This window comes from Burkholderia sp. MR1-5-21 (assembly GCF_053427715.1).
Genome location: NZ_JBSAXD010000030.1, coordinates 83,247 through 107,555, shown reverse-complemented (window position 1 = coordinate 107,555; position 24,309 = coordinate 83,247). Strand labels below are relative to the sequence as shown.

Genomic DNA, 24,309 nt, shown 5'->3' with positions numbered 1-24,309 from the left:
CGTTGGCCACGCGTGAGGGCGGTTATCGGCTGGAGTTGCTTTCGGCAACGAGGCATGCGGGCCACGACGACGTGTGTCGCGAACACCGCGGGAAGCACGACGGCGCCGAATACGACCGCCGGCGTCGCGCCGGCTGCCGCAGTAAGCGTCACCAGGGGTGTCCAGTGAGCGTTGTCGCGAATCATCAGAATTGCACCCCGAGGCCGAGGTCGATGCGTGAGAAATCGCGGTTGATCTTGAAGCGCTGATAGTCGACCTTGAACACGACGTTCGGATTCAGGTAGAAATTGGCGCCGACCGTGTAGACGGTATCGTGCGGAACGGCGAAGCCGTCCGGCAACGAGAACCCGGAACCGACACCTTCATAGCTCGAGGCCATGTTGTACTTCTCGTAGCGGGCGAACGGCGCCAGACGGTAGCCGCCGACGTGCGCGTTGCAGGCCGCCCGCAGATACCAGCCGTAGAAGCTGGCCGGCATCGGATTGGTCAGGGTCCGCCCGTTCGCTGCCGCGGTCGCGGCGGCGGCCGCGTTCGCCTCGGCCGTGTGCGAGAAGCTGCCGTTTGCATAAAGCGCCGACAGGTCCCACGGCCCCGGCTGATAGCGTGCGTGCGCTTCGTACAGCGTCACGCGCTGGCTGCTGCCCATGTCGGGCGTCGCCTTCACGGTGCCGCCGTTGAACACGCTGGCTGGTCGCGTCGACCTGGCTCTTCAGCGTCGCCTGATCGGCGGCGGTCTGTTGCGTGGTTTGCGCCTGTTGCTGCTGTTGCGCCTTGAGCTGGGTGTTCTCCTGCTTCAGTTGCGTGAGTTCACTACGCATCTCCAGCAGTTGCTGAGCCATCTGGTCGAGCTTGGCCTCGAGTTTTTGCGTGGAGGACGGGGACGCCGCATCGTCGAACTGCTGGCCGAGCGGCACGGTTTTCCGAAAGTGCATGGATCGCACCCCGCTGCATGGCACGGCGTGGAGTGCGTCACTCGTGAAAACGGATGAATTGTGCCGACGACCACACCTTGCTGTCGTTGCGCTGCCGCCCGAAGAAATACACGGGGCGATGCCCGAACCGCGCATTGCCAGGCGCGACGTCGATGTGGCCCGCGAGGTCGACGGGCAGCGGCTGGTCCGTGAGCCGCTCGATCGCGACGAACAGCTCGGTGCCGCCGAGCGCGTGCGTTGCCGCGCCGCGCGCAAGCAACTCCGCGCCGCTCATCTCGAAGCGGAACGCGGGCGCATGCGCGAACGGATTGCGCTGCAGCGGATCGCCGGTCTTGACGAAGCCGTCGATCGTCCCTTCGACCACGATCGTCGCATTGGCGAGGTTGCCGACGTCGATCTCGATGCTGTCGGCATCGCCGTAGGTGTCGCTGCGGAACTCGATGTCGGTCGCACCGGTGCGCCATGCCGATTCCTCGACATGCTCGAAGCCGTTCGACCCGAAACGGTGGATCGTGCCGTTGACGACGCGGATCCGGCCGCGCCATGCGGCCCAGCGGTAGCGATCGCGGATGCGCGCGCCGCCCCAGCGCACGCGGATCAGGCGTTCCGCATAGCCGAGTTCCGCATGCAGATCGCGTTCCCACAGCAGGCCGTTGTGATCGTAGGCGGCCACGTATTCCCAGCCCGCGTCGCCGAGCAGCCGGTAGTCGAGCCGAGCGGGCCCGCGATGCGCGAACGCATCGCCTTGCCAGTGATCGACGCAGCGCACAAGGATCGCGCTGTGCTCGCCGGTGGTTGCCCACGTGCGGCGCGCGCGCAACGCCTTGCCGACGCTGTGCCGGTCGAGCGCCGTCGCGAGCACGCCCGTCAGCCCGCCGTGCACGCCGAACACCTGCACGCCCGGCGCGCCGCCGCCCGGCCGGCCGCGATGCTCGTCGCCGCTTGCGGCCACGCCGAGCCGGTAGCCGCGCGCGATCACGTCCTGGTACAGCCAGCCGAAATGCCCCCACGACGACGCGATCTCGACGAGCCGTTCCAGTTCCGGGTGATGCCAGTCCGGAATGTAGCGGCGGCCGCCCACGTGCGGCATCACGAGATGCTGCGCGGCGTCGTCCGCATACGCGTCCCACAGTTCCTCGACAGGCCAGCGGCCGAGCTCGACCGCGCTGCCCTTCATGTCCTCGTTCCACACGAGCGTGCGGTTGTGCTCGCCGCGCGCGTTGTACGGAAAGTCCGGCCGTGCATCGCCGAGGAACACGACGTTGTGGTCGCCGCCCGCGGTCGAACTGCCGCACCATTCCTGCACCGGATAGACGACGAAGCGGCCCGGCTCGTTGAAGCGTTCGACGGCGTCGACGCCGAGCTGCCAGTTCTCGTCGGTGATCTGGAAATCGTTCGCCGTGTAGCCGAGCACGTCGATGCCGCCGATGTCGCGCGCATAGCCCGCGTTGTACTCGGGGCTGTTGGTGCCGACCGTGTCGTGCGCGTGGACGTGCAGGTCCGCATACAGGGCGCGCGGCGCGGGCAGCGACGCATCGACCGTCAGCCGCGCGTGCGCCGCGCGCACGTCAGGCCGCGCGGGGACGTCGGCCACGATGCGCAGAGTGCCCGCGTCGACAGGCAGGTCGTCCACCGCGCAGGTCGCGAATCCCGCGTCGGGCAGCGCATGGTCGCGCCGGTAGACGGCTGCACCGCGTTCGTCGTACGCGATCACGCGCGCGATGCCGCCGACGTCGCGGCACGCATTGCCCCAGCGGTCCTGCAGCGACAGCCGGAACGGCGCGCGCGTGCCGGGCCGCACGAAGCGCGGGCCGTTCAGCAGCACGTCGGACGGCACCCCGGGGCGGATATCGATCGACACGTCGCCGGGCACCGCGACGAACCGCGACGTGCCGAGCGGATCGACGTAGAGCCGGAACCGGAAGTTGTCCTCGGCGAACGTCTGCACGCGCGTGCCGGGGCCGCGGCGGCGGTCGCCGAGGCGGATCACGATGCGATCGCCGGCATTCACGTAGCCGTCGACGATATCGACGATTACCGCCTTCTGGAACGGCCGCTCGTGTCCCTTCTGGTCGAACCGCACGTTGAGCGCCTGCACGGTGGCCGGGCTCTGCCCGGGCACGAGCGGCGCCGCCTGGTATTCGGCGCTGATGTAGTTGGCGGCCGTCGGATCGCTCGTCTGGAACAACGCCCAGTCCGAATAGAACTTGAAGGTCGCCTTCAGCCAGCCGCCGTCAGCGATGCCGGACGAGCCGACTTCGTAGTCGAGCACGATCTCGCTCCAGTCGCCGGCTTCGACGCGCGCGACGTTGCAGCGCACGCGCCCCGCGAACGGCAGGCTTTTGTGGCGTTCGTACAGGCCCGTCGGCGCGACGTGCGGGCCGAGCCGGTCGCGCAGCGCGGCGGCGCGCGCGTCGAGGGTGTCGTTGGCTTCGTTCATGGATGGTCTGAGAAAGGTCGAGGGAAAGAGGCGCGCGTCGATGTTCAATGCGCGAACGGCCAGGGCGCGGCCGGATTCCAGACCGGGACGCCGAGCCACGCGTACCACGGCGCGATCACGCACAGGCCGTACACGATCGCGATCAGCACCGACACCGCGCCGACCTTCGCGTAGTCGGCCGTCGAGAATGCGCCGCTGCTGTACGCGATCACGCCGGCGGTGATCTGCGTGGGCAACAGGTACGCGAAGCTGTCGGTGTCGCTGACGAGCATCGTGAACGCGACCGGATGCAGCCCGAGGCGCGGCGCCAGCGCGAGCGCGATCGGCGCGATCATCGTGACGGCCGCGACATTCGACAGCATGCCGATGCGGATCACGTGGGTGCCGAGCATCACGATCGCGATCGTGAGCCACCAGCCATGCCCCTGCGCGACGGCGTAGATGTGATCGGCTGCCCAGCCCGCGAGCCCCGACGAACTGATCGCAGCCGACAGCGACAGCGCGCCGGCCAGCAGGAACAGCGTGCCCCAGATCGTGCGCTGCTCGACTTCGCCCCAGCCGAAGCGCAGCACGCCGGGCGCAAACAGCAGCGCGAGCGCGACCAGCGCGACGATCTCCGACGGCAGGTGATGCAGCGGTTCGGTCGCCCACATCGCCGCGACGGCCGCGAACAGCACGAGCACGACGTGGTCGTTGCGCGAGGCCGGCGGCTGCGCGCGCCGCATCGCCGCAATCGCGCTGGCGCCGCCGGGAATCGCGACCGCCCGCGAGCGGAAGTAGAACTGCACCCAGCCTTGCGTGATCGCGAACATCCCGAGATACGGCCACTGCAGCTTCAGCCACGTGAGATACGAGATCCGGATGCCGAGCTGCTTCTCGAGCAGCCCGGCGACGACCAGGTTCGGCAGGTGGGCTGTCAGGATGCACATGCCGCTGATCATTGCGCCGTACACGAGCGTCTGGATCACGATCGCCTTTCTGGCGGCGCGCTCGCGCGGCGAATCGCCGAACAGCCGGACGATGCCGTTCGTGACGGGCAGCAGCGTGGCCGCGCGCGCGTTCGCGGCCGGCACGACCAGCGCCATCAGGCAGTTCGCCGCGAACATCGCCCAGATCACGCCGTTGGCGGTGCGCACCTTCAGGCGGTCGAGCAGCAGCAGCGCGATGCGCCGGTCGAGCCCGCACGCCTGCATGATCGCGGAGAACAGGAAGGCCGCGAGACACAGGAACACGACAGGCGCGGCGAAGCCGCTCGCCGCCTTCGGAAACGACGGGCTCGCGTGCGACAGGACGAGCAGCATCGGCAGCAGGATGCCGCTGACGCCGACCGGCACCGCGTCGGCGATCCACACGATCGCGACCCACGCGACCACCGCGAGCGTCGCCTTGCCTTCGGCGGACAGGTGCGCGGGCGCGGGCAGCCACCACGCGATCGCGAAGAACGCCAGCCACGCGGCGGCGAAGCCGATCCGTGCCCGCCATTGCGCACCGCGTTCGTGCGCGGCCGCGTGCGGATCGGCAGGCGGCCGCGCCGCCGGTTCGGCCCGTGGCGGCCGGCCTGCACGCGTGCCGTCGAGCGGCGGCGTGCCGATTGCGTTGTCTGTCACTGGTATGCTCCCCGTGCGTCTGGTCCCGATGCGACGGACCGGGCCGTCTGTCGAGATGTGATAATACGTATTAATACAAGTTGGGCGATCCAATTGCTTTTCATATCGATATCGGGATTCGCGCTGAGGGCGCGCCGAGCACACGAAGGAAGAACCGATGAGTTTGGTGCGTGACGACGCGACGTCGCTTTACGAGCAACTTGCCGCGACGCTGCGCGACGAGATCGAGCGGGGCGTCTACGAGCCGTCCGGCAAGCTCCCGTCCGAGGCGGAGTTGAGCGAGCGCTTCACGGTGAGCCGCGTGACGGTGCGGCTCGCGCTGGGCCGCCTGGCCGACGCAGGCATCGTCGAGCGCAAGCAGGGCAAGGGCACGTTCGCCGCGAAGCAGCGGCTGCGGCACCGGCTCGACGTGCTGCGCGGCTTCTACGATTCAATCGCGGGGCAGGGCGCGCGGGCACGCATGGAATTGCTGCGCATGGAGGCGTGCGACGTGCCGCCCGGCTTGCGGCACGCGTTTGCCGCGGACGTCATGCGCTGCATCTATCTGGAGCGCCTGCATTGGGTCGACGACGCGCCCGTTGCGCTCGCGCAGACCTGCCTGCTGCCCGAGGCGGGGGCCATTTCCCGGGCGCAGGCGGCGAGCCTGCCGACCTACGAGATGCTCGAGCGGCTGCTTGGCTGGCGGATCACGGACGCCGACATGTCAGTCACGGCCGTGGGCGCGCCCGACGATGTCGCCGCGCGGTTGCGCGTCGCTGCGCACGCGCCGCTGCTCGTATTGCGGCGCACATCGCGCCTGGCGGACGGCCGTACCTGTGAATCGACCGTGTTCCATATCCGGCCCGAGCGCTTCGATCTCGTCGTGACGAGCGGCGTGGAGGCGCGGTTCGTCGGCTGAAGTCGCGGCCGGGTAGCGGGTAGCGGGCCGCGCGCGTGTGCCGGCACTGCCTTGCGCAACGCGCAAGGCCGATGCACCAGTGTCCGCGCGAGCGCGTCGCCGGCAGCACGGCAGCAGCAGGCTGCCGCTGATCCAGCAAGCGCGGTGCGCGACGATGCGCCGGTGCAGCAAGTCGTCGGGCAGGTCGCGGCGCGCGTGTTCGCGGCGGAGGCGGCCGCCGTGCGCGCCGCGCTGCCCGCGCAACGTGCGTACGAGGCGCGGTTCGGCGGTGATCCGCAGGCCGAGCGCGACGCGAGCGTCGCTGCGGAACTCGAATCGGCGATTGCCGGCAATGGAGACTTTGATTCGGGAGCGCGTGCCCTATACACTGATTGCGCGACGACGCGCCGTCCGACACGACGCGGCGCTCGTCGCTTGCGTGGGATCGCCGGAAGGCGCCTGACACTGGCGACGGCATGCCGGCACACGTGTGCTGACGACTCCAACTGGAGCGGATCAGATGTCCGATACATGGTGGCGGGGCGGTGTCATATACCAGATCTACCCGCGCAGCTTCGCGGACAGCAACGGCGACGGTATCGGCGATCTGCCCGGCCTGATCGGTCGGCTCGATTACATTCGCGCGCTGGGCGTCGACGCGATCTGGATATCGCCGTTCTTCAGGTCGCCGATGAAGGACTTCGGCTACGACGTGTCCGACTATCGCGAGGTCGATCCGCAGTTCGGCACGCTCGCCGATTTCGACCGGCTCGTCGCCGACGCGCACGCACTCGGTCTGAAAGTCATGATCGACCAGGTGCTCAGCCACTCGTCGGATCAGCACGCGTGGTTTGTCGAGAGCCGTTCAGATCGCGACAATCCGCGTGCGGACTGGTACGTCTGGGCGAACGCGCGCGCGGACGGCACGCCGCCGACGAACTGGCTGTCCGTGTTCGGCGGGTCGGCATGGCAGTGGGATACCCGGCGGCGGCAGTATTACCTGCACAATTTCCTAGCGAGCCAGCCGGATCTCAACTTCCATCACCCCGACGTTCAGCGTCAGTTGCTTGAAGAAGTGCGGTTCTGGCTCGACAGAGGCGTGGATGGCCTGAGATTCGACGCGTGCAACTTCCATTTCCACGACCGGCGATTGCGCAACAACCCGCCCGCCGTCGCCACGCCGGCATTCCAGGCGTCGGTCGACAACCCGTACACGATGCAGCGCCACCGCTACGACAAGACACAGCGGCAAAACCTCGATTTCCTGAAACGGCTCAGGCGTGAACTGGATGCGCATCGCTCGGTCGGTCTCGGCGAGGTCGGCGACGACGACGCACTGACCACGATGGCGCAATACACCGCTGACGGAGACAAGTTGCACATGGCGTACAGCTTCGATCTGCTGACGCCCGAGTTCTCGGCGGCCCATGTGCGCCGCACTGTCGAGCGCATGGAGTCGAAGCTGGTCGAACATGGCGGAAAAGGGTGGGTATGCTGGTCGGCCGGCAATCACGATGTGCAGCGCGTCGTTTCCCGCTGGGGAAACGGCGCCGCAGGGCCCGGCTTCGCGAAGCTGGTCCTCGCGCTGGTCGCGACGCTGCGCGGCAGCGTCTGTATCTACCAGGGGGAAGAACTCGGCCTGACGCAAGCGGAGATTCCCTACGAGCGGCTGCGCGATCCGGCCGGCATCGAGTTCTGGCCGCGCTACAAGGGGCGCGACGGCTGTCGCACACCGTTGCCGTGGCAGGCGGACGAGCCGTTCTGCGGTTTCTCATCGGGCGAGACCTGGCTGCCGATTCCGGCCGAACACGTGTCGAAGGCGGTCGACTTGCAGGATCGCGACTCCGCATCGACGCTCGGCTTTTTTCGCCATTTCCTCGCATGGCGCCGGCGTCAGCGGCCGCTGCTCGACGGCAGCATCCGCTTCCTCGAAGCGCCGGAGCCGATCCTGGCATTCGAGCGTGAGTCGGACGCCGACCGGCGTCTGCTCGTGTTCAATCTCGGTGCCGACCCGCAGCGCTGGGCGTTGCCGGACGACTTGATCGCCCATCCGGCCGATGGCCACGGTCTCGTCGGGGCGACGCTGACGGGACGCCATCTGAAGCTGGCGCCGTACACCGCGTGGATCGGCCACGTTGCCCATGCGTGACACGCGAGCTGGCCGCACGCCGACTGCCTGTCTCGACGCGCCCATCGAGCAGCCATGAACGTCGACAAGGATTCCGGCAGCATGCGAATCGACCCATACAGCCTGGAGTTGTTCATTTCCGTCGTGCAGGAAGGCTCGATCGCCCGGGCCGCCAGCCGCAATCACATTGCCCCGTCGGCACTGAGCAGGCGCATCGCGGATCTCGAAGCCGCCATGGGCGTTCCGTTGCTCATCCGTTCGCCTTCGGGTGTCGCATTGAGCGAGGCGGGCCGCCACGCATTCTCACGTGCGGTATCTGTCCATGACCAGTTGCAATCGCTGGCGCGCGAAGTCCAGTCGCTCAGTGGCCAGGTTGCCGGCATCGTACGCCTGTATGCCAATGCATCCGCGATCGTCGGTTTCCTGCCCGAGCGGCTGAAGGCGTTTCAGGCGCGATACCCGCTCGTGCAGATTGCATTGACGGAGCAGATCAGCGATGAGGTCATCCGGGCGTGCATGGATGATCGGGCCGACGTGGGCATATCGGCGAGCAGCAAGACACCCGGGGGCCTGGAATCCTGGCACTTCGCCGACGATCCGCTGATGGTCGTGCTGCCCCCCGGCCACGAACTTGCTGCCCTGGTTGCGCCGACATTCGGCGACGTCATCCGGTTTCCGCTCGTCGCGCTTCAGGCGGGCGGCTCGCTGGACCAGCTGCTCAGGGAGCGCGCCGATGCGGCTCGAATGCCGCTCAGGCTGTCCGTCACCGTCAACAGTTTCGACGCGCAATGCCGGATGGTCGAAGCCGGGCTCGGTATCGGCATCGTTCCCACCAGCGCGGCATCGGCGTTTGCCGGGTCGCACGGCTTCGTGCGCCGGCCGCTTGACGAAACGTGGGCAACCGGTCGCAGCCTGCGGGTTCATGCGCTCAGGAAATCCTCCCGACTCAAGGCCGTGCAGGCACTGATCGATTCATTGAAGCAGGCCGAGGGATAACGAGGGCATCGCGGTTTGCGATGCCCCCCTTGCCGATCGAGCACTTGGTACGCGGAGGTCCGGCCGTCTAGATTTCCGTTCAAGGAGAGATCGGATGGCACAACTTGAATTGACCGGCCGGATGCTGTTTCTTTGCAAGGACCCAGAACTCGTCACGCTGCAGCTCGGCGGCGTCGACTTGCCGATGGTGGCCGCGCAAGCGCTGAGAGACGACGTTTCGACGGACGAGATCACACCGATGAGCGTGCTGACGCGCTTCGACGATCGCCTGGGTCGATTCCCGTACCTCGGCTTCAGAACGGGTGGGTGCAATCCGATTGGCCCCGACGCGATCCGCACGGGCGGCTTTTGCGTGACGGTTGCAGGGAACCGGTACGGAAAGGGCTCGTCGCGGGAACACAGCCCGCTTGCGGAATATCGCGCCGGCGTCCGGCTGGTGATCGCGAAGAGCTTCGAACGCATCTATCGTCAGAATGCGGACAACGTCGGCCTCTTCACGTCGACGGACTTCGGGCTCATCGAGCGGATCCAGCGCGGCGAGCCGATCGCGATCGACGAACTCGTCGCGTCGCGCGACAGCCTGTCGGCTTCCATCCTGCGAAGCGGCGGCCTGCTGCGCTACGGCGCGCAATACATGCGCGACATCCGGAGCGCCGCGCGGCCTGCCGGGACCGCACCGCGCACGCTCGCGGTGAAAATCCTGGAGCGTCATGCGCTGCGCACCGAAGGAACCGGCGAATCGCTGGCCCCCGGTTCCGGCATCTTCGTTCGCGCGGACTGGCGCTTCATCCACGAGTACTACACGGGCATGGCGACACACATGTTGCATGCCGTGTTCGGCAGGCCGCTGCCGCTGCACGAGCGCGAAACCATACTCGCGTTCGAGGATCACCTGTCCTATTCGCACAAGAGCGAGCTCCACGTCGTGAACGGCCTGCTTCCCGACGTGCGGGAACTCTCGGCGGCACATCGGCAGTTCGCTCGCGACTACGGGCTGAAGAACCATGGATACCTGAACGAAGCCGATGACGCCTTCGCTGAAGGATCCGAAGGGATCTCGCACGCGATGATGGCCGAGCGGTACGCGCTGCCGGGCCAGGTCATTGTCGGAACGGATTCGCATACGCCGCATAGCGGCGCGCTCGGATGCGTGGCGTTTGGCGTCGGCACGACCGACATGGCGAATGCCTTCGTTACCGGCGCGGTGCGGATGACCGTGCCGCAATCGCTGCGCGTCAATTTCAACGGCGCGGTTTCTCCTGGCGTCACGGCAAAAGACCTGGTCCTGCACCTGCTCGCTGAGCCCACGATCCGGGGCGGGGCAGGCGTGGGCAAGGTATTCGAGTTCGCGGGTGCCGCGATATCGCAGTTGACGACCGACGAGCGGACGACCCTCACGAACATGACGGCGGAACTCGGCGGCTTCACCGGGATCGTCGCGCCCGATGCGGAAACCGTCCGGTTCCTCAAGGAGCGGCGCGGCATCGATTTCGTGATCGAACCATGGATGTGCAGCGATGCCGGTGCTGCCTATGCCGAGATCATCGAGATCGACTGCACGGCGATCTCGCCGATGCTCGCCGCTCCCGGTGACCCGGGCAACGGCATGTCGCTGCGCGATCTTGCGGAACGTCCACGCATCGATATCGCCTATGGCGGCTCATGCACCGCCGGAAAGCGCGAGGATTTCGACCACTATCACGCGGTGCTGGCATGGGCGGCGGCGCGCGGCATGCGTGTCCCGTCCGACGTGAAGCTTTACCTTCAGTTCGGCACATCCGACGTCAGGGACTACTGTGTGCGGCGCGGATACATCGACGCATTCGAACGGGTCGGCGCCATCCTTCTGCAACCGTCGTGCGGCGCATGCGCCAATTGCGGACCGGGCGCTTCCATTCATGCCAGCCAGGTCACCATCAGTGCCATCAACCGCAACTTCCCGGGTCGTTCCGGCCCGGGCCAGGTTTGGCTCGCAAGCCCGCCGACCGTCGTGGCAAGTGCGCTCGCCGGCAGGATCGTTTCATTTGCGGAGTTGCAGGAGCAGTACCGGTGACGATTGCAGCCATGCGAGGAGACGGGATCGCTGCGCGGTCACGCGCGCCCGGCGCGTTGCATGCACATTTTCAATTTCGAAATCGTCGATCGAGACCGGCAGGTCAGTGCGTTGTGACACATTCAAACTACGATACAGGAGACAGACATGGCCATTCTGGAGGGCGCCTCGCAGCTGCGCGCCGCTGACCATGCAACACCCGCCGACAGGTCGACGCAAGCCGACACGGGCGGGATATCGGCACGCCTCGACAGGCTTCCCGCGACGCGCGCAGTCTGGAAGCTGATCCTGCTGCTCAGCCTCGGATTCTTCTTCGAGCTGTACGATCTCCTCTTTACAGGCTACGTTGCGCCGGGTCTCGTCAGGAGCGGGATCCTCACGCCGACGACCTCGGGTCTCTTCGCAACCTCGGGTGTCGCGAGCTTCATCGCCGCTCTTTTTTGCGGACTGTTCGTCGGCACGATCGCATGCGGCTTTCTGGCCGATCGCTTTGGCCGAAGGGCGATCTTCACGTGGTCCTTGCTGTGGTACGCCGCGGCAAACACGGTGATGGCGTTCCAGGACACCGCGAGCGGCCTGAATGTCTGGCGCTTCATTTCGGGCATGGGCATCGGTGTCGAACTGATTACCATTGGCACATACATGTCCGAACTCGCGCCGAAACACCTGCGCGGCAGGGCCTTCGCCATCTGTCAGGCGGTCGGCTTCTCGGCTGTGCCCGTGGTTGCGTTTCTTTCCTATCTGCTCGTACCCCAGGCGCCGTTCGGGCTCGATGGATGGCGATGGGTCGTGCTGCTGGGCGGTGTCAGCGCGCTCTTCATCTGGTACTTCAGGCGAAACCTTCCGGAAAGCCCGCGCTGGCTGGCGAGCAAAGGACGCGTCAAGGAGGCCGACGAAATCCTCGGCCGCCTCGAAGAAAGCGTCGCGCGTCAGCATGGCAAGCCGCTGCCCTGGCCGGATCCGTCCGACCCGGTGCCGGGAAAGGCCGGATTTGCGGACATGTGGAGATCGCCGTACCGCAAGCGCACGGTCATGCTCATCATCTTTCATGTCTTCCAGACCGTCGGATTCTACGGATTCGCGAACTGGGTGCCGACACTGCTCGTCAAGCAAGGCATCACGGTGACGTCCAGCCTGCTGTACACGACGGTGATCGGTCTTGCCGCGCCGCTTGGGCCGCTGCTCGGCTACTGGATTGCGGATCGCTTCGAACGCAAGCACGTGATCGTCGGCATGGCCGCGCTGAACATCGCATGTGGCCTGCTGTTCAGCCAGGTGGCCTCGGCATCGGCGATCGTGACGCTGGGCGTGCTGTTGACGCTGGCCGGCAACATCATCTCGTTCACCTATCACACGTACCAGCAGGAACTCTATCCGACTGCGATCCGCGCACGCGCAGTGGGCTTCGTCTATTCGTGGAGCCGTCTTTCGGCCGTATTCAGCGCGTTCTTCATTGCATACACGCTGAAGGAATTCGGTGTCACGGGCGTGTTCGTCTTCATCGCGGGTGCCATGACGCTCGTCATCGTCGCAATCGGCCTGATGGGGCCGCGAACCCGCGGTCAATCACTCGAGCGCATTTCGCACTGAACCGCGCACCGTTCGCGACGGCGGAACCTGTCGACGCACTTGCGTGCGTGGCCGCCGCAGCAGCGCTCGCGTGGCGGATCCTCTGCCAGCCGGAGGCAGAGGATTCCGCCGCGCAGGCAACCCGGCGGTCGCACGCGTCACCCGGCTCAAGTACCGCACGCGTGTATCAGGAACTGCTGTAACGCCGTGGCTGGCCCACTCAACTGCGCGCCCTTCAATTCGACGTCTGCCCGCACGCGTCGCAGCCTGCCCACGTTCAGGTGAATGTGGGAAAGCATCGGATTGACGGTCTGCGACCTGGGTGGTGCGTTGTCCAACAGCGCCTGAACTACGGGTTGTTCGAGCGCCGGGAGCGGCGAGCGGCTGGCATAACCGGTGCCTCAAAGTTCCACGGCAGGGGCAGCTCATGACTTCCCCTCAATACGCACGGCGCGGAGCCAATCCGGATGCTCGACTGGAAATCGGAGGCCGGCCTGCGGCCCCTGTGCGAACTGTTCGTGCGTTAGGCCTCACAGACAATAGCCGAGAGCATCAATGGTATGACCTGTTGAATTTCCGCACGACCGCCAGCTTTTCGCGAGAGAGCTTCGACAGACTCGGTCGATCCAAATACCACGGCTCCGTAGACTGGACCCGAGGAAATCTTTCCATTCCCAGGTCTGAAGATCGGGTCGCCCGGTTGGTATCCAAACACCGCGCGAACTCGCAGCCCGTAAACAGTGAGATCCGTCGCATGCTTGGGACGAAACGCATTGACCGAGTTCGGCTCGACGCGAATCGGAGCGGGGTCAATCGACTGATCATTGATGAGGTTGCCAATGAACGCGTGTGCATTTGATTTGCAAGTGAATTGCTCATCGAGCGTGCGCGCGAACACCGACGGCGTCAAAATTCCGGCCCCCGTTACGGTCAACGAAATCAAAGGGAAAAGAAGGAGCCTTTTCATGGTATCGCCGTGGAACCTCGACGTCGCAAGGTAATCTTCGAGCGCGAACGCCTACAACGCGACTTGCATGATGTCGAGCGCGACACAAGGCGACCTACGCTCCAGTGAACGCTGCAGATCGGCGGGCAACACCGCTGTCTCGGCTGCCGTAAATCCGATCTGCTCGAAGTAGGGCGCGGCACCAGCGGGGTGTACGACCAGTGACTCGATCCCGCTCTGACGCGCGTCGGCGACGAGGAAAGAAAGGATTAACTCGCCGAGCCCCGCCAGTCGTGCGCGTCGCGCAACGGCGATGCCTCGAAGTAACGCGACCTTGCCATATTGCTCGAGGCCGGCGCATCCAATGATGCCCTCACTGTCCCTGGATACCAAATAGCCATTGATGTGTTCGCGGACGCCATCGACGGGCAATTGGCAGGTACGCAGCAGATCCTCAACTTCGGGCACGTCTTTCTCGGTTGCATAGCGGGGACGCATCACACCATCTCAACAAACAAAACATTGGTATCGATCCTATATCGCTGCTGTCGTTCGTGCGCTTAGGGATACTTCGTAAGGTGACGCCCGCGCCGAAAGTATTGGATAGTGCATACGTAGGATCGAGACTCGACAGCCCTGTTTCCTCCCACAACTCACATTACGTGGCAACCATCGCGGATTCGCTACTTTTGATGGCCCCGCCTGGCAACGACCAGCGCGTCGCAGTGCGCGCGAAAAGCAAAATGTTGTGTCCTTGACGGCACACGATGGTTTCCTGCTCCGTTACGGACGAGGTATTGAACAGAGAGATGCGTGCGTAAGCCATGGACGACAGCGGTGCGGGCTGGGTTCGCAACCGCATGGATGACTCCGCGTGGAAGCGCCGCTGCAAGGCTCGCACTGGCGGCTCACCGACATGCGGAATGGTTACACGACGGCGTGCCGGCCGCGCTAGTCGACGAGTTCGAAGTGACAGGCGTGCAACCGCCCTTTGCGAGGTTCGACGATTTCGTTCGCATGCCGACGCTGTGGCCTCGCAATCCAGTTTCGTCTGACGTCCGTGCGTGTCGCTCGATTCATGGCATCGCCCGACGAGAAGGCTAGAATCACGGTTCAGACTGATGCAGGACGAGGGAGCCATGAAGGACGCATTCGAACGCCGCGCACTGTTGCTGCACCTCGGCGACGTACTCGAGGCCATCGAACGGTTGTCGGCAGGTGGCGAGGGCGAGCGCAAGACGCTGCACCAGTTGATCGCGGCGAACGAGGCGCTCGCCAGCCTCCCGCTGCTGCAACAGGTGTCGCAGCAGATGACGCTGCACGAGTTCGTTCAGCGTGCAAGCGCGGCCTTTAGCACTTGGCCGCGAGCATTGCTCGAGCCCGAACTGAACCGCGAACATCTCGCCTCGATGGTCCAGCGGAATCTGTTCGCGGGTAACCCAGCAGGGTGGCGTGCCTATGTCAGGGGATTCAAGCCGGAGGTGGCATGGTTCGGCGACGGGCTGCCAGCGGGAGACACAGACGCAGAATCGCGCGCCGACACGTATGACGCAGTAGAAGAAGATGCGCGCGCGGATGAGCCCGCAGTCGTTGGCGACGTCGAGCGCGACGAAGCGTCCACGATGTATGAACGGGAGAGCGTCGAGAGCGGGGGGCCCTTTTATCCGTCGTGGCCATGGAAGTCGTCGACATGACAGATTGAATGGATGGATGAGCTGCCGCGCCGCGTGTGGGGCTCGACCTGACGCGCGAAGGCGGAGCAGCAAATCCTTGAAGCGCGCCGTACTGGCCTAAGGCTGGTGTTGACCGCCCCCGGGGGTTTGCCCTCCGTCGTTGGCGGTGGCACGTTTTTTGACGCGCCCCGTACGGTCATTTCGTAGCTGGCGATGAACGTGGCGTGCTTCCGGACCTTTCCACGCCATGTCCGACGCGTGCGGCTCAGCGCATTCGCTACGAATCAGGCCTCACGGTACGTACCCTTGGCCTTGGCCGCATGGATCGCCAGAATGTCCATCAGGGCCGGACTGAGGCAATCATAGGGTTCCAGGCCTTTGTCGCGCAGCGTCTGGCGTACGTCGGCCATGGCGGACGGCGGCGTTCCGCTCTCGATGATGGACGAGACGAACGCCGCGAAGCCAGGGCCGTCCCAGCCGGCATCATTCGACAACTCGGTGTGAATGAAGTCGAGCCCATAAAAGGCATGCGCGTTGTTCTCGATACGGCCGAACAGGTGCGTGCCGCAGACGGTGCACGCATGTCGCTGGATCAGCGCGCTATCGTCCACGACCTTCAGCTTTTCTCCATGCGCAGTGACCGACACCTTGTCGCGGGGCACGACGCCGACGACTGAAAACAGTGCGCCCGCGGGTTTCCAGCATTTGCTGCATCCGCATGCGTGATTAAACGCGACCTGCGAATCGACCCGGATCTCGACCGGTTCGTCTGCACACTGACAGCGCAGCGTGCCACCAGCGAAATTCTCGGCGCCTTTCTGGATGCCGCGATCAACCGACGGGTGAATGGCTACGGTCATGGTCTGTCTCCTTTCGTGAGTTTCAGAAATGAACGACGGTCCGGATGGATTTGCCTTCGTGCATCAGGTCGAATGCTTCGTTGATGTCGGTGAGCGGCTTCGTGTGGGTCACGAACGGTGCAAGCTCGATCTTGCCGGCCATCGCGTCCTCGACCATCCCCGGCAATTCGGAGCGGCCTTTGACGCCTCCGAAGGCGGTGCCGAGCCAACGGCGGCCGGTGACAAGCTGGAATGGGCGGGTAGCGATTTCCTGGCCGGCGCCAGCCACGCCGATGATGACGGATTGCCCCCAGCCGCGGTGCGCGCATTCGAGCGCGGCGCGCATCACGTTGACGTTGCCGATGCACTCGAAGCTATGGTCGACGCCCCAGCCGGTCATCTCGACGATCACCTGCTGGATGGGCTTTTCAAAGTCATTGGGGTTCACGCAGTCGGTGGCGCCGAAGGCTCGCGCGAGGTCGAACTTGCCGGAATTGGTGTCGATCGCGATGATGCGCCCGGCCTTGGCGAGTTTGGCGCCCTGAATCACGGCCAGACCAATGCCGCCCAGTCCGAATACGGCCACGGAATCACCCGCCTGCACCTTGGCGGTGTTCTTCACCGCGCCGAGGCCCGTGGTGACTCCGCAGCCCAGCAGGCAAACCTGCTCCGGGTTCGCCTGCGGATTGATCTTCGCCAGCGAGACTTCGGCGACGACGGTGTATTCACTGAACGTCGAGCAGCCCATGTAGTGATAGATGGGCTGGCCGTTGTAGCTGAAACGCGTCGTTCCATCGGGCATCACACCCTTGCCCTGGGTTGCCCGCACCGACACGCAAAGATTGGTTTTACCGCTCTTGCAGAACAGACACTCTCCGCATTCGGCGGTGTACAGCGGGATGACGTGGTCGCCGGGTTTCACGTTCGTCACGCCTTCACCGACTTCCATCACGATGCCGGTGCCTTCGTGGCCCAGCACCACAGGAAACAGTCCCTCCGGATCGTCCCCAGACAGCGTGAAGGCATCCGTGTGACACACGCCGGTATGGGAGATCTTGACCAGCACTTCGCCCTTGCGAGGCGGTTCGACGTCGAGTTCGACGATCTCCAGCGGTTGACCTGGCGCAAAGGCAACAGCAGCACGTGATTTCATAGCAGTCCTGTTGAAAATGAAGTCGGGCGACTCGGCGAGTTGGCGATCCCTCGTCAGTCAGCGCAAGTAGGATCGAACGAGCGTCACGATGTCATCAATCGATCCCGAAGAGGGCGGTGCAGCATCCGCGAGCTGGGTGAACTCCTCGCGCAAATGGCTTTCGAGTACGCCAGCCATGACCCCATTGATCGCGCCGCGGATTGCTGCCAATTGCTGAAGCACCGGGCCGCAGTCCGCTCCCTCTTCGAGCGCGCGCTCGAGCGCGTTCAATTGCCCGCGAACTTTACGCACGCGTGTCAGGACGCGCTTCTTCTCTTCGGGGGAATGCGGCATGGTGTCGTGAAATTCAGGATACTGGGTGGAAGTATATGTCGATACTGGGCGGGAGTATACGACACGATTGTCGATGTTGGCCTGATATGTGATCAAACCGATCTCCACGCAAACGGCCGATGCACTTGAGACCGCCTATCCGGTGCGACGGCCCGGTCTGCGCCAGGTTCCGACGAAATCGGCAGGCAGGTCGGCAACAGGCCGAGATGATGGCGGCGTGAGGAACAGTCGGTCTTGTGGACAGGACTGCCAGGGCAAATCGTGTTGACCGTCACCCCCTGCGCGACTTCGAGCGCAAGCGCCTTCGTGAAGCCATGCATACCCGCCTTGGCCGCCGCATAGTTGGTCTGCCCGATGGAACCCGTCGAGCCATTGACTGACGAGATGTTGATAATGCGGCCCCATCCGCGTTCAACGATGCATCAGAGGTCTGTGGACGTTGGCGGCTGAGCGATCGCACACGGCACCCAATGCCAGTGATTACCGCTTCGTGGCCGGTGCCGCCGGCTCGACGGTGCGCTTGACCGATTTCGCGGCCGCGACTGCGGCCATGTCAAAACCGCTTCGGGTCACCTCGACCGCCTGTTGCCCGGTTCGCTGCAGCGTTTCGTAGAGCGTGTTGGCGGCGGTCATCGCCGAATTCAACGCAGCCATGGCGGCCTCGGAGCCGGCGGGCGCACTTTTCGCGACATCCGCCACCAGCGTCCTGGCCTGGTTACCGTACGCTTCCCACTGAGCCAGCCCCAACCGCGCAATTTCGGCTTGGGTCGCCGTCACGATTTCAACCAGTTGACGACTGTAGGCTTGTATTTTTTCCGCCGTGGGCGCGGCAAGGCCGGCCTGCAGTTCGAGCCATTCGCGCGGCTCTTTTACCGACAAGGATTGCTTGGCCTGATCGAGCGTATCGTCCATCGCGGACCGCATCGCCTGCATGTTCAACCGGGCGAGCTTCTCGACGCTCTCGACGATGCTATTGGAGACGCCGAAGAGCATCTCGACGTTGGCCTTCTGGGTCGCAGCAAACTGCTCAGGGGTATACATGATGAAGCTCCTGTAAGGGGCCGCGCGCATGCGACACGGCGGCCGTCGAGCAATACCACGTGGAGGATCGCGCAGACGCACAGGCCATGCGCTGCATAGGTAGCTACGTCACCTGCGAACGCAGGTGGTCAAGCTTGGTGGAGGATCGGCTTCAGCGATACCGTGCGACGGCCTGCAGCACGGCATCGCCGTCGCGGGTGAGCCGCGGACGCTGCTGCCCCGACGCAAGCTGTTCCAGTGCAACCAGTTGCTGTTCCAGCAGGGTGTCAAGCTCTTCGCGACTGAGATCGATCTGATCAGGTGCGGACTTGACCAACATCAGCGTGGCGAATTCATGGGGACTCAGCATGGCTGTCTCGCAGATGATCTGGATCAACGTTGCTGGAAGGTAGGAATTGTCACAGTCGCGCCGGTGGCACTCCAGCGTTGGTCGCAATTCCTGTCGCTCTGGTCTTGCGAAATCGGCGGATTCGAACACCAGAATGACTATGTTAGTCCGTGATCAGGAATGGTGCCGGATGAATAAAATTGATAAATGACACATTGGTGATAGGTCATGTTCTTGTAAGAAGATACGATGACCGTGTTTACCGCTGCCGATGTACGGTGCTCCGCGTAGAAAGGCCGGTCAGAAAGTCAAACAAGCCATAGCACCACCGATGTCCGCGTGTGATGCGCCCCGATCGGTCGCTCGTCAGGGCGACCGAAAGCACTGTGCCAGGCGCCCGGCACGTGGCGCCGGAGTACCTGCCGCGGCACCGAGTTGAGCGTCGATACGCCTTTTGAGCGATGGCGTTTCATATATGAATATCGGCCCGGCAAATCGTGAGTTCATGGCCTGCAACCCTGGGCGACCCGGATCATGGATGACAAAGAGCGACAAGGCGGCGTCAACGACTGCTCGCGCGCGCTGGATGGCGAGACGGAAACCGGGTCCCAGTAGGGATTCCGGCGACGGCGCGAATAGCTGAATGTGGATACGCGGCTATGCAGTTGGAGCGCTGACGGTTTCAGCAAAATAACGCGACTTGCCGCACGCCAGTCATTGCCGACTTGCCTTTCTTTGTCATTGCAGAGCGATGACCGACGCGTAGCCACGCCCTTGCAGGGCGCGCGAGTCTGCGCGATATTGGTCGTGATGGCTGGTGCATGCGCCCGCCTGGAGACCGCGATGACAAACCGGCTCGCTACAGAAACCTCGCCTTACCTCCGCCAACATGCGGATAATCCGGTGGACTGGTATCCGTGGAGCGAAGAAGCATTTCGCCGCTCCCGCGAGGAAGACAAGCCGATCCTGCTCTCCGTGGGCTACGCCGCGTGCCACTGGTGCCACGTCATGGCGCACGAGTCGTTTGAAAACCCGCGCATTGCCAGCCTGATGAACGAGCACTATGTCAACGTCAAGGTCGATCGGCAGGAGCGTCCCGATATCGACGACATCTACCAGCAATTCAACCAGATGACGGGACAAGGGGGCGGCTGGCCGCTCACCGTGTTCCTCACGCCGCAGGGTGAGCCGTTCTTCGGTGGCACCTATTTCCCGCCGAACGACCGCGATGGCCGCCCGGGGCTCGCACACGTGTTGATACGTCTGAGCGAAGCCTGGCAGCATCGGCGAGAAGGGCTGCGCGACATTATTGCGCAGATTCAGGAGGGCTTCCGACAGCTCGATCAACCAAACCTGGGCGGGCATGCCGCCGAAATCGAGGATCTGCCGGCACAGACGGCCCGTGCCCTGGCATCGGACACTGACCCGGTCCATGGCGGGCTGGGCGGCGCGCCCAAATTTCCGAACCCGAGCTGTTATGACCTCATCCTGCGCGTCTATGAACGAAGTGGCGAGCCGGTGCTCCTTGACGCACTGGAACGCACGCTCGATCACATGGCGGCCGGTGGAATCTATGACCAGCTTGGGGGCGGGTTCGCCCGCTATAGCGTCGACCCGCACTGGACCGTGCCGCACTTCGAGAAAATGCTCTATGACAATGGCCAGCTTGTGAAGCTGTACTCGGATGCCTACCGCCTGACCGGCAAGCGGGCGTGGCGCCACATCGTCGAGGAGACCCTCGCCTATGTTCTGCGTGACATGACGCACCCCGATGGCGGCTTTTATGCCGGCGAAGATGCGGACAGCGAAGGCGAGGAAGGCAAGTTCTATGTCTGGACCCCCGCCGAGATCAAGGCAGTCCTTGGCGAATCCGAAGGTACACTGGCGTGCCGGGCCTACGGTGTGACAGAACACGGCAACTTCGATCACGGCGCCACGGTGCTCCACCGCGCGGTCGAAGAAGACGCGCAGGAAGCGCAGTTGGCGGGCTGGCGCGAACGGATGCTGGCGGCGCGCGCTCAACGTGTGCGTCCGGCGCGGGACGACAACGTTCTCACCGGCTGGAACGGCCTGATGATCGAGGGGCTCTGTGCCGCCTTCCAGGCGACGGGCAGCGCCGAGTATCTCGGCGCGGCAAAGCGTGCCGCGATTTTCATCGAGAACAGGCTGACACTGTCCGACGGCGGCGTGTTCCGGGTCTGGAAAGACGGCATGGCCAAGGTGCCGGGGTTTCTAGAAGACTACGCCTTCCTCTGCAACGCGCTGCTCGACCTCTACGAATCATGCTTCGACAAGCGCTTCCTCGATCGTGCGATCGAACTTGCGACGCTCATCCTCGACAAGTTCTGGGACGACGGGCTGTATTTCACACCGCGCGACGGCGAGCGATTGGTGCACAGGCCCCGCGCACCATACGACGGCGCGTGGCCGTCGGGCATCTCGTCGAGCGTGTTTGCCTTCTTGCGTCTGCATGAAGTCACCGGCCTCGACTTCTACCGTGACCGCGCCGACCACGAATTCCGGAGATACGCGGCCGCGGCCGGCAGAGCGCCAGCCGGCTTCACCCATCTGCTGGCCGCCAGAGACTTCGCGCAACGCGGCCCGCTCGAGATCATCTTTGCCGGCGACAGATTGGCCGCTGACGCACTCGTCACACGCGTTCACCGCGCATACCTCCCCGCGCGCGTGCTGGCCTTTGCCGAAGACGTGCCGATCGGGCGGGAGTGCCACCCGGTCAAGGACAGGCCTGCGGCATATGTTTGCCGAGATCGCACGTGCGCTGCACCGGTAACCGACGGCAACGCGCTCCTTGAACACTGTGCATCCGGAAGGGCATCGAGCGCGGATTTCTCAACGGCGGGCTGAACATGTCGTGTCAGCCGAGAGTCCAATAGATTGTTGTTTTCGACAGGGTTCTGCCATGTCTCACGCTTCATTTGTCCACGCTCACGCTGCCCACTCCGATTGGCGGGTGGCCCTGGCCGAGTGCCAGAGGCAGATTCAAGCCAAAATTGCGGCGCGTGCGGCCCTGCAGGATGAAACCGAGCAGTTCACCCTAGGTTGGTGCTACCTGAGCGACTATTACGCACCCGAGTCCGAGGCAATCCTCGATGAACTGCACCGCGCTCTGCCGGGCATCGCGTGGGTCGGCACGGTCGGTGTCGGTGTGGCCGCGAGCGGCATCGAATACATCGACGAACCGGCCCTGGTTTTGATGGTCGCGCCGCTGCCACGGGACTCGTTCCGGCTATTCTCCGGCCTGCAGCCGCTGCCTGCGATATCCTCCGGGTTCGCGTCCCATACGGCGCTGGTTCACACCGAGGGCAGCACGCCGGACCTGCAGGAATTGCTGCACGAGCTGAGCGCACGCACGAGCACGGGTTATCTCTTCGGCGGCCTGTCCTCGGCGCGAAACCGTCCGCTGCACATCGCGGACGGCGTGTTCACCGGGGGGCTGTCAGGCGTGCTCTTCGGCCCCGAGGTCAGTCTGATCTCACGCGTGACGCAGGGCTGCCAGCCCATCGGGCCGGTGCGCACCATTACCCGGGCCGATCGCAATCTGGTGGTCACGCTGGATGACAAGCCCGCACTCGATTGCGTGCTCGAAGATCTCGGGCTCGATCGGGATCTGCCACCCGATGCATTGTCGGAGGCGCTGTCTGCCACCTTGGCGGGCTTGAGCATCGGCGCCGAGGACGTGCCGAAGGGTCCCGGAAAGTTCGGCGCGGATACACTCGTGCGGCACCTGGTAGGCGTGGATCTCCAGCATCGGATCCTGGCGCTTGCGGATCGGGTCGAGCCCGGCATGCATCTGGCCTTTTGCACGCGCAACCCCGAAGCCGCCCGGGCCGATCTGGTGCGCATTGCAATGGAAATCCGCAGGGAGCTGGAAGGCGGCACGGCGGGACACGTGTTGGGCGCCCTGTATGTCAGTTGCTCGGGACGGGGCGGCCCGCACTTCGGCGCGCGGCATGCGGAGTTGCAGACGGTGCGGGATGCGCTGGGCGACGTACCTCTGGTGGGCTTCTTCGCCGGCGGCGAAATCGCAAGAAACCACCTTTACGGCTATACCGGGGTACTGACGGTCTTTACGAGCGGGAATTGAGGCCCCCGGACATGGGTATACAGTGGGAATTCTGCAAAAACCGCTGCCGCATACGTGGAAATCGAGGCGATGCCTGCGCCTCCATCTTGCTGGCACTCCGGCCCGATATGCGAACGACCGATCGTACGCCGCGCTACCCCATCCATGCACGCCCTTTTCGAACCCTCGCTTGTCAATGACGCGTTTGGCGACCCAGGCCTGTACGTGGACTTTCGCGACGAACGGCGCGCGCTCCTTTTCGATCTTGGCGATATCACCAGGTTGCTGCCGCGCCACCTGATGCGTTTGTCACATGTGTTTGTCACCCATACGCACATGGACCATTTTTGTGGCTTCGATCACCTGTTGCGGGTGATGCTCGGGCGCAAGGCTGGCATTGTCATATTCGGCGGACCCAACTTCCTCGAACAAATCGAACACAAGCTGCGCGCCTATACCTGGAACGTGGTCCATCGTTACGAGGTCGAGCTGGTGATCGACGTGCGCGAAATCGGTGAGGGCGGCGGCGGGCAGCGCGCGCTCTTTTCAAGTCGCAGACGGTTCGCCCGTGAAGCCAACGCGTCCTTTGAACGATCTGATGACCTGGTGCACGACGAAGCAGCCTTTCGCGTGCGTGGCCGCTTTGTCGATCACGACATCCCGTGCGTTGCATATGTGATCGAGGAGAAGGCCCGCGTCAAAGTCGCGAAGGACCAGCTCGCCGCCCTGGGTGTGTCGGCGGGTGCGTGGCTGCGCGAACTGAAACATGCGGTGCTGACCGGCGCGCCTGACGAGACGCCCCTTCAGGTGCAGTGGCGCGACCGGCATGGCGAGCACACCATGACACGACAGGTCGGCGAACTACGTCACCTGATCCTCGCCATTGTTCCTGGGCAGCGCATTGGCTACGTAACGGACTTGCGCTACACGGAATCGAACGTAGAGACCCTGTGTCAGTTGATGCACGATGTGGACCTGCTTTTTATCGAGAGTGTCTTTCTTGACGAGGACAAGGCGCACGGTCTGCGCAAGAACCACCTGACTGCCCGCCAGGCCGGACTGATTGCGCGCCGGATCGGAGCCCGGGCGGTCGTGCCGTTCCACTTTTCGCCGCGTTACGAAGGACGCTCGGCAGCACTGATTGCCGAAGTGCAGGGGGCATGGTCCGGGATGTCGGCGCTGGATGGGTAAAGGCCTGGTGAGACGAGGGAAGCTTCACGAACGGTCGCGCGCTCATCGCGCATTCGGGGCCGACGATTTCCTTTCAGGGGAACCCAGGCGCTCCAACGACCAGTATGCGCAACCGTGCC

General features: G+C 64.3%; 21 protein-coding genes and 1 pseudogene. 10 read left to right on the top strand and 12 right to left on the bottom strand.

Going from position 1 to position 24,309, the window contains the following annotated elements; translation table 11 throughout:
* Together ACV229_RS31755 and ACV229_RS31750 are read right to left on the bottom strand one after the other, a co-directional pair.
* Positions 1-185 (bottom strand): hypothetical protein (locus ACV229_RS31755; protein ID WP_448087040.1); only part of this gene is annotated, 185 nt, incomplete at its 3' end.
* Positions 185-646 (bottom strand): hypothetical protein, encoded by a 462-nt coding sequence (locus ACV229_RS31750; protein WP_448087039.1) that lies wholly within the window; start codon positions 644-646, stop codon positions 185-187. The genes ACV229_RS31750 and ACV229_RS31755, both read right to left, overlap by 1 nt.
* On the opposite strand from ACV229_RS31750, the gene ACV229_RS31745 reads away from it, so the two are divergent.
* Positions 645-989, top strand: a complete 345-nt coding sequence (locus tag ACV229_RS31745; RefSeq protein ID WP_448087038.1) for a hypothetical protein — start codon at positions 645-647, stop codon at positions 987-989. The two genes, ACV229_RS31750 and ACV229_RS31745, sit on opposite strands and share 2 nt — an antisense overlap.
* Here ACV229_RS31745 and ACV229_RS31740 read toward each other — a convergent pair.
* Both ACV229_RS31740 and ACV229_RS31735 read right to left on the bottom strand, forming a co-directional pair.
* Positions 970-3,372, bottom strand: a complete 2,403-nt coding sequence (locus tag ACV229_RS31740) for a hypothetical protein (protein WP_448087037.1) — start codon at positions 3,370-3,372, stop codon at positions 970-972. The genes ACV229_RS31745 and ACV229_RS31740 overlap by 20 nt on opposite strands.
* A gap of 44 nt (positions 3,373-3,416) precedes the next feature.
* Positions 3,417-4,979 (bottom strand): SLC13 family permease, encoded by a 1,563-nt coding sequence (locus ACV229_RS31735; protein ID WP_448087036.1) that lies wholly within the window; start codon positions 4,977-4,979, stop codon positions 3,417-3,419.
* A 157-nt stretch (positions 4,980-5,136) separates the two neighbouring features.
* Here ACV229_RS31735 and ACV229_RS31730 point away from each other — a divergent pair, with 157 nt between their 5' ends.
* The 5 genes from ACV229_RS31730 (at position 5,137) to ACV229_RS31710 (ending at position 12,623) form a co-directional block, all read left to right on the top strand.
* Positions 5,137-5,877: a GntR family transcriptional regulator gene (locus tag ACV229_RS31730; protein ID WP_448087035.1), complete on the top strand. Its 741-nt coding sequence runs from the start codon at positions 5,137-5,139 to the stop codon at positions 5,875-5,877.
* Between the two features lie 499 nt (positions 5,878-6,376).
* Positions 6,377-8,005 carry an alpha-glucosidase gene (locus tag ACV229_RS31725; RefSeq protein WP_448087034.1) on the top strand — a complete coding sequence of 543 codons (1,629 nt, stop codon included), beginning with the start codon at positions 6,377-6,379 and terminating at the stop codon, positions 8,003-8,005.
* An 81-nt stretch (positions 8,006-8,086) separates the two neighbouring features.
* Entirely contained in the window at positions 8,087-8,980 is an 894-nt protein-coding gene (locus ACV229_RS31720) for a LysR family transcriptional regulator (RefSeq protein ID WP_448087044.1), read from the top strand.
* Between the two features lie 94 nt (positions 8,981-9,074).
* The gene (locus tag ACV229_RS31715) at positions 9,075-11,033 is read left to right on the top strand and encodes an aconitase family protein (RefSeq protein WP_448087033.1); all 1,959 of its coding nucleotides are present in this window, start codon (positions 9,075-9,077) and stop codon (positions 11,031-11,033) included.
* A gap of 147 nt (positions 11,034-11,180) precedes the next feature.
* Positions 11,181-12,623 (top strand): MFS transporter, encoded by a 1,443-nt coding sequence (locus ACV229_RS31710; protein ID WP_448087032.1) that lies wholly within the window; start codon positions 11,181-11,183, stop codon positions 12,621-12,623.
* Positions 12,624-13,125: 502 nt separating this feature from the next.
* Here ACV229_RS31710 and ACV229_RS31705 read toward each other — a convergent pair.
* A complete protein-coding gene (locus ACV229_RS31705; protein ID WP_448087031.1) occupies positions 13,126-13,569 on the bottom strand; it encodes a hypothetical protein in 444 nt (147 codons plus the stop codon).
* Positions 13,570-13,620: 51 nt separating this feature from the next.
* The gene (locus ACV229_RS31700) at positions 13,621-14,046 is read right to left on the bottom strand and encodes a GNAT family N-acetyltransferase (RefSeq protein ID WP_448087030.1); all 426 of its coding nucleotides are present in this window, start codon (positions 14,044-14,046) and stop codon (positions 13,621-13,623) included.
* Positions 14,047-14,687: 641 nt separating this feature from the next.
* Here ACV229_RS31700 and ACV229_RS31695 point away from each other — a divergent pair.
* Positions 14,688-15,242 (top strand): hypothetical protein, encoded by a 555-nt coding sequence (locus tag ACV229_RS31695; protein ID WP_448087029.1) that lies wholly within the window; start codon positions 14,688-14,690, stop codon positions 15,240-15,242.
* Between the two features lie 263 nt (positions 15,243-15,505).
* Here the strand turns inward: ACV229_RS31695 and gfa are convergent, their stop codons facing one another.
* From gfa to ACV229_RS31665, 6 genes and pseudogenes are all read right to left on the bottom strand, one after another.
* Positions 15,506-16,081, bottom strand: a complete 576-nt coding sequence (gene gfa / locus ACV229_RS31690) for an S-(hydroxymethyl)glutathione synthase (protein WP_448087028.1) — start codon at positions 16,079-16,081, stop codon at positions 15,506-15,508.
* Positions 16,082-16,103: 22 nt separating this feature from the next.
* A complete protein-coding gene (locus tag ACV229_RS31685; RefSeq protein ID WP_448087027.1) occupies positions 16,104-17,213 on the bottom strand; it encodes an S-(hydroxymethyl)glutathione dehydrogenase/class III alcohol dehydrogenase in 1,110 nt (369 codons plus the stop codon).
* A gap of 57 nt (positions 17,214-17,270) precedes the next feature.
* Entirely contained in the window at positions 17,271-17,546 is a 276-nt protein-coding gene (frmR, locus tag ACV229_RS31680) for a formaldehyde-responsive transcriptional repressor FrmR (protein ID WP_448087043.1), read from the bottom strand.
* Between the two features lie 248 nt (positions 17,547-17,794).
* Positions 17,795-17,965, bottom strand: a pseudogene (locus ACV229_RS31675) (SDR family NAD(P)-dependent oxidoreductase); the annotation flags it as partial.
* 61 nt (positions 17,966-18,026) lie between these two features.
* The gene (locus tag ACV229_RS31670; protein WP_448087026.1) at positions 18,027-18,587 is read right to left on the bottom strand and encodes a phasin family protein; all 561 of its coding nucleotides are present in this window, start codon (positions 18,585-18,587) and stop codon (positions 18,027-18,029) included.
* A gap of 151 nt (positions 18,588-18,738) precedes the next feature.
* Positions 18,739-18,936, bottom strand: coding sequence for a hypothetical protein (locus ACV229_RS31665; protein WP_448078376.1), 198 nt, complete (start codon positions 18,934-18,936; stop codon positions 18,739-18,741).
* Between the two features lie 822 nt (positions 18,937-19,758).
* Here ACV229_RS31665 and ACV229_RS31660 point away from each other — a divergent pair.
* The 3 genes from ACV229_RS31660 to ACV229_RS31650 all read left to right on the top strand — a co-directional run bounded on the left by ACV229_RS31660 (position 19,759) and on the right by ACV229_RS31650 (position 24,190).
* Positions 19,759-21,780 (top strand): thioredoxin domain-containing protein, encoded by a 2,022-nt coding sequence (locus ACV229_RS31660; RefSeq protein ID WP_448087025.1) that lies wholly within the window; start codon positions 19,759-19,761, stop codon positions 21,778-21,780.
* A 55-nt stretch (positions 21,781-21,835) separates the two neighbouring features.
* Positions 21,836-23,020 carry an FIST signal transduction protein gene (locus ACV229_RS31655; protein ID WP_448087024.1) on the top strand — a complete coding sequence of 395 codons (1,185 nt, stop codon included), beginning with the start codon at positions 21,836-21,838 and terminating at the stop codon, positions 23,018-23,020.
* A gap of 144 nt (positions 23,021-23,164) precedes the next feature.
* Positions 23,165-24,190: a ribonuclease Z gene (locus ACV229_RS31650; protein ID WP_448087023.1), complete on the top strand. Its 1,026-nt coding sequence runs from the start codon at positions 23,165-23,167 to the stop codon at positions 24,188-24,190.
* Positions 24,191-24,309: the final 119 nt, after the last annotated feature.

What these genes read in the sequence shown, in the direction of transcription:
- ACV229_RS31745 (WP_448087038.1), top strand. Translation starts at nt 645, where the DNA reads ATGTCGGGCGTCGCCTTCACGGTGCCGCCGTTGAACACGCTGGCTGGT.
- ACV229_RS31750 (WP_448087039.1), bottom strand. Translation starts at nt 646, where the DNA reads ATGGGCAGCAGCCAGCGCGTGACGCTGTACGAAGCGCACGCACGCTAT.
- ACV229_RS31740 (WP_448087037.1), bottom strand. Translation starts at nt 3,372, where the DNA reads ATGAACGAAGCCAACGACACCCTCGACGCGCGCGCCGCCGCGCTGCGC.
- ACV229_RS31730 (WP_448087035.1), top strand. Translation starts at nt 5,137, where the DNA reads ATGAGTTTGGTGCGTGACGACGCGACGTCGCTTTACGAGCAACTTGCC.
- ACV229_RS31725 (WP_448087034.1), top strand. Translation starts at nt 6,377, where the DNA reads ATGTCCGATACATGGTGGCGGGGCGGTGTCATATACCAGATCTACCCG.
- ACV229_RS31720 (WP_448087044.1), top strand. Translation starts at nt 8,087, where the DNA reads ATGCGAATCGACCCATACAGCCTGGAGTTGTTCATTTCCGTCGTGCAG.
- ACV229_RS31715 (WP_448087033.1), top strand. Translation starts at nt 9,075, where the DNA reads ATGGCACAACTTGAATTGACCGGCCGGATGCTGTTTCTTTGCAAGGAC.
- ACV229_RS31710 (WP_448087032.1), top strand. Translation starts at nt 11,181, where the DNA reads ATGGCCATTCTGGAGGGCGCCTCGCAGCTGCGCGCCGCTGACCATGCA.
- ACV229_RS31705 (WP_448087031.1), bottom strand. Translation starts at nt 13,569, where the DNA reads ATGAAAAGGCTCCTTCTTTTCCCTTTGATTTCGTTGACCGTAACGGGG.
- ACV229_RS31700 (WP_448087030.1), bottom strand. Translation starts at nt 14,046, where the DNA reads ATGCGTCCCCGCTATGCAACCGAGAAAGACGTGCCCGAAGTTGAGGAT.
- ACV229_RS31695 (WP_448087029.1), top strand. Translation starts at nt 14,688, where the DNA reads ATGAAGGACGCATTCGAACGCCGCGCACTGTTGCTGCACCTCGGCGAC.
- gfa (WP_448087028.1), bottom strand. Translation starts at nt 16,081, where the DNA reads ATGACCGTAGCCATTCACCCGTCGGTTGATCGCGGCATCCAGAAAGGC.
- ACV229_RS31685 (WP_448087027.1), bottom strand. Translation starts at nt 17,213, where the DNA reads ATGAAATCACGTGCTGCTGTTGCCTTTGCGCCAGGTCAACCGCTGGAG.
- frmR (WP_448087043.1), bottom strand. Translation starts at nt 17,546, where the DNA reads ATGCCGCATTCCCCCGAAGAGAAGAAGCGCGTCCTGACACGCGTGCGT.
- ACV229_RS31670 (WP_448087026.1), bottom strand. Translation starts at nt 18,587, where the DNA reads ATGTATACCCCTGAGCAGTTTGCTGCGACCCAGAAGGCCAACGTCGAG.
- ACV229_RS31665 (WP_448078376.1), bottom strand. Translation starts at nt 18,936, where the DNA reads ATGCTGAGTCCCCATGAATTCGCCACGCTGATGTTGGTCAAGTCCGCA.
- ACV229_RS31660 (WP_448087025.1), top strand. Translation starts at nt 19,759, where the DNA reads ATGACAAACCGGCTCGCTACAGAAACCTCGCCTTACCTCCGCCAACAT.
- ACV229_RS31655 (WP_448087024.1), top strand. Translation starts at nt 21,836, where the DNA reads ATGTCTCACGCTTCATTTGTCCACGCTCACGCTGCCCACTCCGATTGG.
- ACV229_RS31650 (WP_448087023.1), top strand. Translation starts at nt 23,165, where the DNA reads ATGCACGCCCTTTTCGAACCCTCGCTTGTCAATGACGCGTTTGGCGAC.